The sequence below is a fragment of the Streptomyces sp. NPDC107575 genome (assembly GCF_055657265.1).
This window is the reverse complement of sequence record NZ_JBVKBG010000003.1, coordinates 605,010-618,180: the sequence shown is the minus strand read 5'-3', so window position 1 is coordinate 618,180 and position 13,171 is coordinate 605,010. Positions and strand designations below refer to the sequence as shown.

Below are 13,171 nucleotides of genomic sequence, written 5' to 3'. Positions count from 1 at the left end.
GGTCAGTCCTCGCCGGGATAGCGGACGCCGACCCGTTCCCTGACGGCGTCGAGCGTCCGCATCACGGCGAGCGAGCCGTCCAGCGGCACCAGCGGCGACTCGGTGTCGCCCGCCCGGATCCGCCGCGTCACCTCGACGGCCTCGTGCCGCATCGAATCGCGCGGACCGTCCTCGGGGGCCGCCACGAACTCCTCCGGCTCCCGCCCGTCCCGGTGCAGCACGAACCGCTCCGGGTAGAAGAACCCGTCCGGTACGTCGATCCGCCCGGCCGAACCGGTCACCGAAGCGGTCACGCCCGTACCGGCGTTGATCGCGCAGTGCAGCAGCGCCCGTGCCCCGCCGTCCCACGAGAGCAGCATCCCGGTCTGCAGGTCGACGCCCTCCTCGGAGAGCTGCGCGGACGCCGTCACGTCGGCGGGCTCCCCGAGCAGCAGCTGAGCGAACGACACCGGGTACACCCCGAGGTCCAGGAGCGCGCCGCCGCCCTGCGCCGGGTCCCGCAGCCGGTGCGCGGGCGGGAACGGGCCCGCGAGCCCGAAGTCGGCCTGCACCGTGCGCACCTCGCCGATCGCCCCGTCGTCGACGAGCGCCTTCAGGCGGCGCACCAGCGGATGGCAGTACATCCACATGGCCTCCATCAGGAACACGCCCCGCGAGCGGGCGAGCGTCACCAGCTCCGCCGCCTCCCGCGCGTTCAGCGTGAACGCCTTCTCGCACAGCACCGCACGGCCCGCCTCCAGGCAGAGCCCGGCGGCCTCCCGGTGCGCGGCGTGCGGCGTCGCCACGTACACGACGTCCACGTCCTCGTCCGCCGCGAGCGAGGCCCAGTCGCCGTACGCCCGCTCGATCCCGAAGCGCTCCGCGAAGGCCTTCGCCGAGGTCTCCTTGCGCGAGGCCACGGCCACCACCTCGGCGTCCGGCAGATCGAGCAGATCGGCCGTGAACGACGCGGCGATCCCGCCCGTCGCGAGAATTCCCCAACGCACCCGTTCCGCCATCGCGCCCCACCCACTCCAGATATTGGTCTCGACCGCACCGCCGAGCTGAGAGCATAGGGAATCGCACAGGTGGCCGGGAGAGACGAAGGGAAACGAGGGACAACGGAATGAAGGACAGCGGATGTTCCACCGGGAGCACCACGGGGGAGAACGCGACCGGTGAGGTCCGGGCGGCCGCCCCAACTCCCGTCCCCAGGGCGGCAGTCGGCGTCGGCGCGAGCCTCCTCGTCACCTTCATCCTCGGCGGCCTGACCGCCGTACCGCCGCTGTCCATGGACATGTACCTGCCGGCCCTGCCGGAGGTCACCGGCTCCCTGCACACCTCGGCCGCCACCGCCCAGCTCACCCTCACCGCGTGCCTGACCGGCATGGCGCTCGGGCAGCTCGTGGTCGGCCCGATGAGCGACAAGTGGGGCCGCCGCAGGCCGCTGATCATCAGCCTGCTCATCTACATCCTCGCGACGGCGATCTGCGCCTTCGCGCCGAACGCCGCCCTCCTCATCGCCTTCCGTCTGATGCAGGGCCTCGCGGGCTCGGCGGGCATCGTGATCGCGCGGGCGGTGGTCCGCGACCTGTACGACGGCGTCGCGATGGCCCGCTTCTTCTCCTCCCTGATGCTGATCTCGGGCATCGCCCCGATCGTCGCGCCGCTGATCGGCGGCCAGGTGCTGCGGTTCACCGACTGGCGCGGCGTCTTCGTCGTGCTCACCGGCATCGGCATCGCGCTCACCGCCGTCGTGTGGAAGTTCCTGCCGGAGACCCTCGCGCCCGAGCGGCGGCACGGCGGCGGCACCATGGAGGCGCTGCGCACGATGCGCGGACTGCTCGCCGACCGCGTCTTCCTCGGCTACACGCTCGTCGGCGGCTTCGCGTTCGCGGCACTCTTCGCGTACGTGTCGGCCTCCCCGTTCGTCATCCAGGAGATCTACGGAGCGTCCCCGCAGACGTTCAGCCTCCTCTTCGGCCTGAACTCGATCGGCCTGATCGCCGTCGGCCAGCTCAACGGCAAGGTGCTCGTCGGCCGCGTCGACCTCGACAAGGTGCTCGGCATCGGCCTCACCCTGGTCGTCCTCGCCGCCGCGTTCCTCCTGCTGGCCGCGAGCGGCGTCTTCGGAACGCCCGAGGAACTCGGCCTCGCGCCCATCGCGGCGGGCCTCTTCGTCCTCATGTCCTGCATGGCCCTGACCACGCCCAACACCAACGCCCTCGCGCTCATGCGCACCCCGCACGCGGCCGGCTCCGCTTCGGCGCTGCTCGGCACGGCCTCGTTCCTGATCGGCGCCATCGCCTCCCCGCTCGTCGGCATCGCGGGCGAGCACACGGCGGTCCCGATGGCGCTCGTCCAGCTCGTCTCCGGGCTCGTCGCGGCGCTCGCCTTCGTGACCCTGTGCCGCCCCTGGCAGCGGCGCCCGGCGGGTGAGCAGCGCTGAACGCGCCGAGACTGCGCCACGGCACCCCCGAGCGGGCCGGGCTCGACGCCGAGCAGCTCGCCGGGCTGCTCGCCGATGTGCGCGGGCTGCCCGAGGGGCCGCGGCCCTGGTGCGCAGGGGCCGTCGTGCTCGCGGGGCGCGGCCCGGTGATCGCGGCGGAGGGGGCGTACGGCTGGGCGGCGCGCTACGCGTCGTACGACGAAGCGACGGACACGGGAGTCGAGCTGCCGCCCGGGTCCCGCGTCCCCATGACCCCGGACACCCCCTTCGACCTGGCCTCGCTCACCAAACTCTTCACCGCGATCGCCGCCGTGCAGCAGATCGAGCGCGGCAGGCTCGGCATCGACGCGAAGGTCGGCGCGTACGTCCCCGAGTGCACGGCCGCCGCCCGGCACGGCATCACGGTCCGCGACCTGCTCACCCACACCTCGGGCCTGCGCCCCGAACTCCCGCTGTACGACGCCCCGGACACAGCGGCGCGCCTGGCCCTCCTCCGCGCGGAGGAACCGTCGTCGCCACCGGGCGACTACCTCTACTCCGACCTGAACATGCTGCTCCTCCAGCAGGTCCTGGAGCGCATCACGGACCGCCCCCTCGACGTCCTGATCCGCGAGGGCATCACCCGCCCCCTCGGCATGACCGCCACCGGGTACGGCCCGTGCCCCGACGCCGCCGCCACCGAGGACCAGCGCCGCCCCTGGGCCAAGGCGGACCGGGGCATGCTGCACGGCGAGGTGCACGACGAGAACGCCTGGGCGCTCGGCGGCGTGGCGGGACACGCGGGCCTCTTCTCCACGGCGTACGACCTGGCGATCCTGTGCCGCACCCTGCTGACCGGCGGCTCCCACGGCACGGCCCGCATCCTCGGCCCCGACTTCGTCGACCTGATGCTGACCCCGCCCGGCCTCGGCTTCCGCCTCGACCAGTCCTGGTTCATGGGCGACCTGGCGGGCCGCGGCGCGGCGGGCCACACCGGCTTCACGGGCACGTCCCTGGTGATCGACCCGGCGACCGACACCTTCCTGATCCTCCTCGCCAACACGGTCCACCCCCGCCGCCGCGGCCCGGCGAACGGGCCGCGGGTGACGGCGGCGAACCGTTTGGCGAGGGCGGTGGTCTGAGGCGGCCCCCGCGACCGCCTCCACCGGTTCGTAGAATCAGGGGGTGAACGCCCCCCTCCAGTCGTCCTCCGACACCCTCCGCGCGGCCCTCGCCGGGCTCGTCGACGGTCTTCCGCCCACGCAGGCGGCGAAGGCCGTCGAGCGGCTCATCGCGAACTACCGGGGGACCACCCCGACCGACGCCCCGATCCTGCGGGAGCGGGCGGACGTCGTCGCGTACGCGGCGTACCGGATGCCCGCCACGTTCGAGGCGGTGCGCTCCGCGCTCGACGCGCTGGACGCCGCGTCCGGCCGGCCGCCCGCGAGCCACCTGGACATTGGCGGCGGCACGGGCGCGGCCGTGTGGGCGGCGCGGGACGTGTGGCCGGGGGAGCGGACCACGACGGTCGTCGACTGGTCGCAGCCCGCGCTCGACCTCGGCCGCGAACTCGCCGCCGCGGAGGCCGGGTTGAAGGGTTCCGTGCGGTGGGAGCGGGGGCGGATCGGCGTCCACGACGCGCCGGAGGCCGACCTGGTCACCGTCTCGTACGTGCTGAAGGAACTCACCGAGGCCGACCGCACGACGGTCGTCGACGCCGCCGCGGCGGCCGCCACCGGCGCCGTGGTGATCATCGAACCCGGCACCCCGGACGGCTACGCCCGCGTCATCGAGGCCCGCGACCGCCTGATCGCCGCCGGGTTCCACATCGCCGCACCCTGCCCGCACAGCGCCGCCTGCCCCATCGTCCCGGGCACGGACTGGTGCCACTTCTCGGCGCGCGTCGCCCGCTCCTCCCTGCACCGCCAGGTCAAGGGCGGCTCCCTCGCCTACGAGGACGAGAAGTTCGCCTACGTCGCCGCGACCCGCTCCGCGCCGACACCCGCCCCGTCCCGCATGATCCGCAAGCCCCAGATCCGCAAGGGCCAGGTCCTGCTGGATCTCTGCGAGGCGGAGGGGACCCTGCGGCGAACCACGGTGACGAAGAAGCACGGAACCGCTTACCGCGAGGCCCGGAACGCGGACTGGGGCGACGCGTGGGGCCAATCAAGCGACTCCGGCCAATCGAGCCCCTCCGGCGATTGAGGAGCGGGGTATGGGGCAGAGCCCCAAATCAAGCCCCTGCGGCGATTGAGCAGCGGGGCCCGGGGCAGAGCCCCGCGACCCCGACCACGGTGCGGCCCGAACGAAGCTCCCGTTCAGCGGAGCTCAAGCGTGCAGCACTTCACCGACCCGCCCCCCTTCAACAACTCGCCCAGATCCATCCCCACCGGCACGAACCCCCGCTCCCGAAGCGGCCCGAACAACCCCACGGCCCCCTGCGGCAGCAGCACGTTCAGCCCGTCCGACACCGCGTTCAGGCCGAAGGCCACCGCGTCCTCCTCGGAGGCGATCAGCGCGTCCGGGAACATCCGCCGCAGCACCGCCCGGCTCCCCGGCGAGAACGCCGCCGGGTAGTACATGACGGAGTCCTCCGCGTCGTCGAGCACCGCGAGCGCCGTGTCCAGGTGGTAGAAGCGCGGGTCGATCAGGTCGAGGCCGATCACGGGCCGGCCGAAGCGTTCCTGCGCCTCCCCGTGCGACAGCGGCGAGGCCCGGAAACCGCGCCCCGCGAGCACGTACGAGGCGGTGACGGCGAAGTCGCCCTCGCCCTCGTTGACATGGACCGGCTCGTGGACCTCGGCGTAGCCATGGGCCCGGAACCACTCCAGGTGCGCCGCGGCCTCGGCCTCCCGCTCCGGGTGCGCGAACCGGGCGCCGAGCACCCGCCCGTCCACCACGGTCGCGCCGTTCGCCGCGAACACCATGTCGGGGAGGCCGGGGCGCGGGTCGAGCACCTCGACGGTGTGGCCGAGTGCGCGGTAGCGGGCGACCAGGTCCTCCCACTGGGCGACCGCGAGCGGGACGTCGACGGGTTTCGTCGGGTCCATCCACGGGTTGATCGAGTACGTGACCTTGAAGTGTGCCGGTGGGCACATGAGATAGCGCCGGGGTGTGGCGCGACGTTCGACAAGGCGCGGATTACGCAATGAGGGCTCCTCACGACCGCAGATCTGGGTGGAAGCCCATGGTGCGGTCGGAGGAGCCCTCGGGGCTGTGAACCGAACGGGTGGTTCACGCCTGATCCTGATCACGACGCGTCGTGCGTGCCGCGCTTCTCCTGGAGTTTGCGCAGGAGCTCACGCTTCTGCGCCACCGGGTCGGCGCCCCCGCCGCCGACGCGTCCGCCGCGGCCGCCGCCGCGCATCGCCTTGCGGGACATGTTGCTGCGGGCGCCGCCGACGCCCAGCATGCCGCCTGCTCCACCTCGGGTCATGGGTGCACCTCTTCCATCGATGCGACGATACGTATCGTCTCGCGTTGTTGAGGTGCTCCACTGTGGGCGAGACGGACCGTCTTGTCAAGGGGTGTCGAGACGGACCGTCTCGGCTCGCCCGCTGCTACATTCGAACCATGTCAGTCACGAAGAGCCAGTCGGCGAAGAAGGCCGCCCCCGACGCCACCCGCCGCAGCGAACGCTCCCGCCGTGCGATCTACGACGCCGCCCTCGGCCTCGTGGGGGAGATCGGCTACCCGCGCACCACCATCGAGGGCATCGCCGCCCGCGCCGGTGTCGGCAAGCAGACCATCTACCGATGGTGGGGCTCGAAGGCGGAGGTCCTGATGGAGGCCTTCATCGACCTCGGCGAGCGCAACCAGGAGGCCGCAGCCGAGAAGCACCCCGACTACCCGCTCGACTACGACTCCCTGCCCGACACCGGTGACATCGAGGCCGACCTCAAGCTGGTGCTGCGCGCCACCGTCGACGAGCTGAAGGACCCCCGCTTCGAGGCCCCGGCCCGCGCGCTCGCCGCCGAGGGCCTCGCCAACCGCGACTTCGCCGAGGACTTCGTCGCCAAGCTCCTCATGCCCGGACTCGACCTGTACGCGGCCCGGCTGCGCGCCGCCCAGGAGGCCGGCCAGATCCGCGCCGAGGTCGACCCGCTCGTCGCCCGCGACCTGTTCTCCGGACCGCTCGCCCAGCGCTGGCTGCAGAACACCGGACCGCTCGACCACGCGTACGCGGACGCGATCGTCGAGTACGCCCTCCACGGGATCGCCGCCCGCCGCCCCTGAAAACCGGCCCCGTACGCCCTCGCACACCCCGGATGTGGACTGTGGCCACCCGAGGCGCAGGATGGTGGGACACTTTTGGTCCAAGGTTCATCCGGACTCGGCACGACAGCAGTGGCTCGACGGCGATGGTGAGGGGATTGATGGGCGCGGAGCAGGACCGCCGACTCGGCGGGCGCAGCGGTACGGAGGGGCGTACGGGCGGCCTCATCTCACGGTGGCTGAGGGCCGCGCGCGGCCCCAAGGACACCGCGGCCGCCGACGCCGACCGCGAGGAACTGCTGCTCGCCGCTGCCGCCGCCGGACTGCCGCTGGCCCCGGCCGCGTACCCCTCCGACTACCGGTGTTCGTGCAACCGAGTCGGTTGTCCGACCCCCGGCAGGCACCCCGTCTCCTTCGCCTGGCAGACCCAGTCCACGACGGACCGCGCGCAGATCGAGCGCTGGGCGAGACATCAGCCGCAGGCCAACTTCATCACCGCGACCGGCATGGTCCACGACGTCCTGGACGTTCCGCTGGAGGCGGGGCACGAGGCGTTGGAGCGGCTGCTCGCCGCCGGAATCGAGGTCGGGCCCGTCGCCGAGTCCGGCGGCGACCGCATGCTCTTCTTCACGGCGACGCGGGGCACGCCGGACGAGGAGGACGAGTGGTGGCCCTGCGAGCTGGACTGCCACCCCGAGACCATGGACGAGCATCCCGGGCTCCGGTGGCACTGCCGCGGGTCCTACGTGCTGGTGCCGCCGGCGCGGTTGCCGGGGGAGCGGTCCGTGTTCTGGGTGCGGGGGCCGGAGCATCCGCTTCCTGATCCGCTCACGTTGTTGGAGACGTTGACGGATGAGTGTGCGCGGTACGTGGGGGCGGAGCCGGACTACACGTCGGCGTGGCCGTAGACGTGGTCCGGTGTTGCGGTCGCGGGGCTCTGCCCCGGACCCCGCGCCTCAATCGCCGGCGGGGCTTGATCTGCTCACCCATCGCCGACGCTTGAATTGCTCACACGGCGATGAGGCCTAGTTGCCCTCTGCCGTCGTGATGCCCTCCACGCGGGACACCACGTTGACCTTGCCCGAGGACTTGGGCGGGTCGATGGCGGCCTGGCCCGAGACGTAGCCGTACATCGCCGACTCCTTGGGCTCGCCCTTCATCAGCGCCTTCACATCCGCCCCGATCGCGGGCAGATTGCTGCCGGGGAACGCGGTCAGCTTCTCGTAGCGGCGGGTCGTGAAGAAGACGAGCGCGCCGCCGTTCTCGGTGCGCAGGGCCACGGGCGCGTAATTGCCCTCGGTGAGGGTCTCGTCGATGAACTGCGTGGTGAGGCCCGGACGCGAGTCGATCCGCTCGCGGGTCTGGCGCCAGCGCGTGGTGTGCGGGCCCGGGGCGTAACCGTCCCCGCCCTTCTTGAGGTACTGGATGTACTTGTCGCCCATGTCCTTCGGACGCTGCGCGAGACCCGACGCGTCCGGGGCGACGGACTCGGCCCAACCGTCCTTGTCCGTCTTGAACTTGGGGACCGTGCCGTCCCGGAACAGGGAGAGGTAGGAGACCGCCCACGGCGCGTTCTGGGCGTTGCGGGTGAAGACCATCACCCAGCGGTAGCCGTCGACCCGGTTGTTGTCCGAGTTCGTCACGAACCAGCGCGGCCAGCCCGCCTTCTTCGGCACCGTGATCTGCGTGTCGGTGAGCTTCAGCGGCGAATGCTTCGGGTTGCCGTTCGGGTTGAGCGCGCGGCCCGCCTTCAGCTTCGCCGCGTCGATCGCGCCGAGCGCGCCGGTGACGTGCTTGGCGTCGGCGTCCGCGTCGTACGTCCTGTCCGCCTCGTTGTACGCGTCCACGAAGGTGTCGACGGCGCGCGCCGCCTGCCCCTTCGTGGTCGTCGGGACGATCTCCAGCTCGCCGTGCACGGTCACGCAGCCGCTCGCGGTGAGGGACAGCACGACCGCGGCGGCCGCCGCTGCGACCGGTCGGCCGATCCTGTTCCTGGCCTCGCTCATGACGTTCGATTCACCTTCCGCTCCCCGGCCCTGCCACGGGCCCGAACCCTACCGGGAAGAGGAGGCCCGCACTGCCGCGACCCTGCGGGAAAACAGTCCGGGAGGCGCGAAGAACAGGGCGAGGGTGGGGACAAGGTAGACGAACCAGACGGCGACCTGGAGGACCGTCGGGTCGGGCTGGAAGTTGAAGACGCCCTTGAGGAGCGTGCCGAGCCAGCCGTCGGGGGAGATCGTGGAACTGATGTCGAAGGCCAGGTTGTTCAGGCCGCCGATGAAGTCCGCCTCCTGGAGGTCGTGGACGCCGTACGCGAGGACGCCCGCCGCCACGACGACCAGCATGCCGCCGGTCCATGTGAAGAACTTCGACAGGTTGATGCGCAGCGCACCCCGGTAGAACAGCCAGCCGAGGACGATCGCGGTGGCGATCCCGAGCAGCGCGCCGATCACCGGGTCCGTCGTGCCGTTGCTGGTGGCGTGCACCGCCGTCCACACGAACAGGGAGGTCTCCAGGCCCTCACGGCCCACCGCGAGGAACGCCGTGACGACGAGGGCCACCGTGCCCATCTGGAGGGCGCTGTCCAGCTTGCCGTGCAGCTCCGACTTCAGGTGCCGGGCGGTGCGCCGCATCCAGAACACCATCCACGTCACCAGGCCCACGGCGATGATCGACAGCGAGCCGCCGAGCGCCTCCTGCGCCTGGAACGTCAGCTCCTGCGAGCCGAACTCCAGGCCCGCGCCGAACGCGAGCGACACGAGGACGGCGACGCCGATCCCCGCCCACACCGGCTTCAGGGCGTCCCTGCGCTCCGTCTTCACCAGGTACGCGACGAGGATGCAGACGATGAGGCTGGCTTCAAGCCCCTCACGCAGCCCGATCAGATAGTTCGCGAACATCGCGTCTCACGCCTCCGTCTTCTCGAAGAGGCCGCGGCCCCACCAGTCACTGCCGTCCCGCACCCCCGGCGGCACCGCGAACACCGCCGAACCGACGTGCTGGATGTACTCGTTGAGCGCGTCGGTCGCCAGGCTCCGCTGCACCGGGATGAACCCCTTGCGCACGTCCTTCTGGTACGCGAGGAAGAACAGGCCCGCGTCGAGGCGGCCGAGCCCGTCCGTGCCGTCGGTGAACGAGTAGCCGCGGCGCAGCAGCGTCGCCCCGTGGTTGGAGTCGGGGTGCGCGAGCCGCACGTGCGCGTCCGGCTTCATCGCCTTCAGGAACGGCTCGTCGCGCTCCTTCGCCTTGCCGACCGGGGCGCCCTCGCCCTTGTCCCGGCCGAACACGTCCTCCTGCTCCTGCAGCGACGTACGGTCCCAGGTCTCGATGTTCATGCGGATCCGGCGGGCGACCAGGTACGAGCCGCCCTTCATCCACTCGGCGTCCGCCGCGTCCACCCACACGTGCTTGGCGAGGCGGTCCTTCTCGGTGCCCGCGATGTTGCGGGTGCCGTCCTTGAAGCCCAGCAGGTTACGGGGCGTCTGCGCGTCCGGCGTCGTCGACGAGGTCTTGCCGAAGCCGAGCTGCGACCAGCGGATGGCGACCTTGCCCATGCCGATCCGCGCGAGATTGCGGATGGCGTGCACGGCGACCTGCGGGTCGTCCGCGCAGGCCTGTACGCACAGGTCGCCGCCGCTGCGGGTCTTCTCCAGGTTCTCGCCGGGGAACTTCGGCAGTTCGACGAGCGCGTCGGGGCGCTTGTCGGCGATGCCGAGCGCCTTCCCGTGCTTCTCGAAGAGGGAGGGCCCGAAGCCGATCGTCAGCGTGAGCCGCGACGGCTGCAGCCCCAGCGCCTCGCCCGTGTCGTCCGGCGGCGCCTCGACGAGCCCGCCGTACGCGCCCTCGCCGACGGTGCGGCCCTCGGTCATCCGCGCGGCGGCCTTCGTCCAGTCCTTCAGGAGCTGGACGAACTCCTCGCGGTCGGCCGTCTTCACGTCGAACGCGGCGAAGTGCAGCCGGTCCTGAACCGCCGTGGCGATCCCGGCCTGGTGCACGCCGTGGAACGGCACCGAGCCGCCGGCCTCGCCCGCGGGCTGCATGTCCGAGCCCTCGCCGGACCGGGTCAGGGCGACGGCGCCGCCCGCGGCCGCGGCACCGAGCGCGAGCCCGGCACCACCGGCGGCGAGCAGCGAACGCCGGGACGGGGAAGGGGAGTTGGAGGTCTCGTCGTCCGCCATGGCGACCCTCTCCTTGTGGTGCGTGTTCACGTGTACGACCAACGGCTCGTGGGCGACGGCTACTTGACGACCGCCGCGGCCAGCTGCGACAGCGGCTCCGCCAGCGCGTTGACCGCGTCGGACAGCTCCTTCTGGTCCGCCTTGCCGACCTTGTCGTAGGAGGTGAACTCGTAACCGCTCTTGCCCTCGCGGTACTTGTCGAGCAGCTCGTCGAGGGCGGCGAACTGCTTGTCCAGCTCCTTGGTGAGCGCGGCGTCGTTCTTCGACGCGACCGGCTCGAGCAGCTCGTACGCCTTCTCGGCGCCCTCGACATTGGCCTTGAAGTCGACGAGGTCGGTGTGCGAGTAGCGCTCCTCCTCGCCCGTGACCTTGCCGGTGGCGACCTCGTCGAGCAGCTCCTTGGCGCCGTTGGCCATGGAGGTGGGCGTGATCTCCGCCTTGCCGACGCGCTGCTGCCAGTCCGCGAGGTCCTTGTCGAGCCGGTCGGCGAGGTCCTTCTCCGCCTTCCCGATCTTCTTGTCCTTCCAGAGCGCCTTCTCCAGGCGGTGCCAGCCGGTCCACTTCTGGCCCTCTTCGAGGCCGTCGGCCCGCACGTCGACCTTCGGGTCGATGTCACCGAAGGACTCGGCGACCGGCTCGGTGCGCTCCCAGCCGATACGGGAGGGGGCGTACGCCTTCTTGGCGGCCTCCAGGTCCCCGTCGCGGACGGCGTCGGTGAAGGTCTTCACCTTCGGCAGCGTCTCGTCGGCCTGGGTCTGGGTGTACTCGCGGTAGGCGGCGACGGCCTTGTCGAGCCTCGGGTCCCGCTTCGCGGTGCTCTTCCCGCCGGTGACCTGCACGTCCTGGCGGTGGCCCTTGCCCTTCATGCCGGGGATGCAGGCGATGCGGTAGTCGCCGCTCTTCACCTCGGCGGTGAGGCTGTGCTTGGTGCCGGGGCCGATGTTCTCGCGCTCGGAGACGATCCGGTCGTCCGGGAAGAGGATCTCGACCTCGGTGACCCGGGACCCCTTGTTCTCGACCGCCAACTCCACGTGCCCCGCGGGGAACTGCTTCTTCGAGACCTTGCAGCTGTCGTCGTCGGCGGTCACCTTGATCGCACCGGAACCGGCGCTCTTCGCGTCGCTCTTCTGGGTGCAGCCCGTGACGGCGGTCAGGGCGGCCACCGCGGCGACGGCGGTGGAAACGGTGAGTCGGGCGGCTCGCATGCGGGCTCCAAGGCGTACAGCGGTGGTACAGCGGGTGCACAGGGGCAGGGGTAACTAAGGCCGACCTAACTTATATGAGGCTTACCTCAGTACCGCCCATGGCCAAGTCAGGGAAGGGTCAAGTGCTGGTCAAGTGTGGAATGTCGCGTGGTTGACTGCCGCCATGAACCAGTACGGCATCGAGTACGAGGTGGTGCGCGTCTTCTGCGCCCCCGACGGCCGGGAGGGCAACGCGCTGGGCGTCGTCCGCGAGGGCTCGCACCTGCCGGGCCGGGACGAGCGGCAGGCCTTCGCCGCGAAACTGGGCTTCAGCGAGACGGTCTTCGTCGACGACCCCGAGCGCGGCGTCATCGACATCTACACGCCGACCGCGCGCCTGCCGTTCGCCGGGCACCCCTGCGTCGGCACGGCCTGGCTGCTCGACGTGCCGGAACTCGTCGTGCCCGCGGGGGTCGTCGGGGCGCGCCAGGACGGCGAGTTCACCTGGATCGAGGCGCGCGCGGAGTGGGCGCCGGGGCGCACGCTGCGGCAGTACGACTCCGCCGCCGAGGTGGACGCGCTGCCGGTGCCTCCGGAGGGCGAGTGGATCTATGCGTGGGCCTGGGAGGACGAGGCCGCCGGCCGGGTCCGCGCCCGCGCCTTCCCCGGTCGTGGCGACGGCATCGTGGAGGACGAGGCGACAGGGGCGGCGGCGCTGTCGCTGACCGCGAGCCTCGACCGGTCCCTGAACATCCGCCAGGGCCGCGGCTCCCAACTCCTGACGTCTCCCCTGCCGGGTGGCCTGGTCGAGGTCGGCGGCCGCGTCCACCTGTAACACCCACCCACACGGGGCTCCGCCCCGGCCCCCGCTGCTCAATCGCCGCAGGGGCTTGAAAGGCCGACTCCTGCGGGGCTCGAAATGCCGAGTCTCGCGGGGCTTGAGATGCCAGCTTTCGCGGGGCTTGAGGTGTCGAGTCTCGTGGGGCTTGGGATGTCGAGTCTCGTGGGGCTTGAGATACCAGCTCTCGTGGGGCTTGAGATGTCGAGTCTCGCAGGGCTCGAGATACCGACCCCCGCGGGTCGAAATGCTCGCTCCCGCGGGCTCGAAATGTCGGCTCCCGCAGGGCTTGAAATCAAGTGCCGTGGGGCTTGGGCCATCAAGCGGCGGCGGGGATCGATCCATCAAG

Annotated in this window: 13 protein-coding genes; 6 read left to right on the top strand and 7 right to left on the bottom strand. The window is 71.5% G+C overall.

Annotation, left to right across the window (positions count from 1 at the left end; all coding sequences use genetic code 11):
* Positions 1-2 precede the first annotated feature (2 nt).
* Positions 3-998, bottom strand: a complete 996-nt coding sequence (locus ACZ7L4_RS16035) for a Gfo/Idh/MocA family protein (protein ID WP_472102928.1) — start codon at positions 996-998, stop codon at positions 3-5.
* Positions 999-1,105: 107 nt separating this feature from the next.
* Between ACZ7L4_RS16035 and ACZ7L4_RS16030 the strand changes: the two genes are divergently transcribed.
* The 3 genes from ACZ7L4_RS16030 to ACZ7L4_RS16020 are packed head-to-tail and all read left to right on the top strand — an operon-like array spanning position 1,106 to position 4,612.
* Positions 1,106-2,428, top strand: coding sequence for a multidrug effflux MFS transporter (locus tag ACZ7L4_RS16030; protein ID WP_472102926.1), 1,323 nt, complete (start codon positions 1,106-1,108; stop codon positions 2,426-2,428).
* The gene (locus ACZ7L4_RS16025; protein WP_472104026.1) at positions 2,425-3,549 is read left to right on the top strand and encodes a serine hydrolase domain-containing protein; all 1,125 of its coding nucleotides are present in this window, start codon (positions 2,425-2,427) and stop codon (positions 3,547-3,549) included. Before ACZ7L4_RS16030 ends, ACZ7L4_RS16025 begins: the two co-directional genes overlap by 4 nt.
* A gap of 43 nt (positions 3,550-3,592) precedes the next feature.
* A complete protein-coding gene (locus ACZ7L4_RS16020) occupies positions 3,593-4,612 on the top strand; it encodes a small ribosomal subunit Rsm22 family protein (protein WP_472102924.1) in 1,020 nt (339 codons plus the stop codon).
* 113 nt (positions 4,613-4,725) lie between these two features.
* On the opposite strand, the gene ddaH is transcribed toward ACZ7L4_RS16020, so the two are convergent.
* Entirely contained in the window at positions 4,726-5,556 is an 831-nt protein-coding gene (gene ddaH, locus ACZ7L4_RS16015; protein WP_472102922.1) for a dimethylargininase, read from the bottom strand.
* A 101-nt stretch (positions 5,557-5,657) separates the two neighbouring features.
* Entirely contained in the window at positions 5,658-5,843 is a 186-nt protein-coding gene (locus ACZ7L4_RS16010; protein ID WP_422477393.1) for a DUF6243 family protein, read from the bottom strand.
* A gap of 137 nt (positions 5,844-5,980) precedes the next feature.
* Here ACZ7L4_RS16010 and ACZ7L4_RS16005 point away from each other — a divergent pair, with 137 nt between their 5' ends.
* Positions 5,981-6,643, top strand: a complete 663-nt coding sequence (locus ACZ7L4_RS16005) for a TetR/AcrR family transcriptional regulator (RefSeq protein ID WP_472102920.1) — start codon at positions 5,981-5,983, stop codon at positions 6,641-6,643.
* Positions 6,644-6,783: 140 nt separating this feature from the next.
* Positions 6,784-7,530, top strand: coding sequence for a bifunctional DNA primase/polymerase (locus ACZ7L4_RS16000; protein WP_472102918.1), 747 nt, complete (start codon positions 6,784-6,786; stop codon positions 7,528-7,530).
* A 117-nt stretch (positions 7,531-7,647) separates the two neighbouring features.
* Here ACZ7L4_RS16000 and ACZ7L4_RS15995 read toward each other — a convergent pair whose 3' ends face one another.
* From ACZ7L4_RS15995 to efeO, 4 genes are read right to left on the bottom strand one after another with little or no spacing between them, the layout of a single operon-like run.
* Positions 7,648-8,628 (bottom strand): SCO2278 family lipoprotein, encoded by a 981-nt coding sequence (locus tag ACZ7L4_RS15995; RefSeq protein ID WP_472102916.1) that lies wholly within the window; start codon positions 8,626-8,628, stop codon positions 7,648-7,650.
* 48 nt (positions 8,629-8,676) lie between these two features.
* The gene (gene efeU, locus ACZ7L4_RS15990) at positions 8,677-9,522 is read right to left on the bottom strand and encodes an iron uptake transporter permease EfeU (RefSeq protein WP_472102914.1); all 846 of its coding nucleotides are present in this window, start codon (positions 9,520-9,522) and stop codon (positions 8,677-8,679) included.
* Positions 9,523-9,528: 6 nt separating this feature from the next.
* Complete coding sequence (gene efeB, locus ACZ7L4_RS15985; RefSeq protein WP_472102912.1) at positions 9,529-10,800, bottom strand: iron uptake transporter deferrochelatase/peroxidase subunit; 1,272 nt, start codon at positions 10,798-10,800, stop codon at positions 9,529-9,531.
* 59 nt (positions 10,801-10,859) lie between these two features.
* Positions 10,860-12,005, bottom strand: a complete 1,146-nt coding sequence (gene efeO, locus ACZ7L4_RS15980) for an iron uptake system protein EfeO (protein WP_472102910.1) — start codon at positions 12,003-12,005, stop codon at positions 10,860-10,862.
* A 163-nt stretch (positions 12,006-12,168) separates the two neighbouring features.
* On the opposite strand from efeO, the gene ACZ7L4_RS15975 reads away from it, so the two are divergent.
* Positions 12,169-12,819 (top strand): PhzF family phenazine biosynthesis protein, encoded by a 651-nt coding sequence (locus ACZ7L4_RS15975; RefSeq protein ID WP_472102908.1) that lies wholly within the window; start codon positions 12,169-12,171, stop codon positions 12,817-12,819.
* Positions 12,820-13,171 lie beyond the last annotated feature (352 nt).

What these genes read in the sequence shown, in the direction of transcription:
- ACZ7L4_RS16030 (WP_472102926.1), top strand. Translation starts at nt 1,106, where the DNA reads ATGAAGGACAGCGGATGTTCCACCGGGAGCACCACGGGGGAGAACGCG.
- ACZ7L4_RS15975 (WP_472102908.1), top strand. Translation starts at nt 12,169, where the DNA reads ATGAACCAGTACGGCATCGAGTACGAGGTGGTGCGCGTCTTCTGCGCC.
- ACZ7L4_RS15995 (WP_472102916.1), bottom strand. Translation starts at nt 8,628, where the DNA reads ATGAGCGAGGCCAGGAACAGGATCGGCCGACCGGTCGCAGCGGCGGCC.
- efeB (WP_472102912.1), bottom strand. Translation starts at nt 10,800, where the DNA reads ATGGCGGACGACGAGACCTCCAACTCCCCTTCCCCGTCCCGGCGTTCG.
- efeU (WP_472102914.1), bottom strand. Translation starts at nt 9,522, where the DNA reads ATGTTCGCGAACTATCTGATCGGGCTGCGTGAGGGGCTTGAAGCCAGC.
- ACZ7L4_RS16035 (WP_472102928.1), bottom strand. Translation starts at nt 998, where the DNA reads ATGGCGGAACGGGTGCGTTGGGGAATTCTCGCGACGGGCGGGATCGCC.
- ACZ7L4_RS16005 (WP_472102920.1), top strand. Translation starts at nt 5,981, where the DNA reads ATGTCAGTCACGAAGAGCCAGTCGGCGAAGAAGGCCGCCCCCGACGCC.
- ACZ7L4_RS16010 (WP_422477393.1), bottom strand. Translation starts at nt 5,843, where the DNA reads ATGACCCGAGGTGGAGCAGGCGGCATGCTGGGCGTCGGCGGCGCCCGC.
- efeO (WP_472102910.1), bottom strand. Translation starts at nt 12,005, where the DNA reads ATGCGAGCCGCCCGACTCACCGTTTCCACCGCCGTCGCCGCGGTGGCC.
- ACZ7L4_RS16000 (WP_472102918.1), top strand. Translation starts at nt 6,784, where the DNA reads ATGGGCGCGGAGCAGGACCGCCGACTCGGCGGGCGCAGCGGTACGGAG.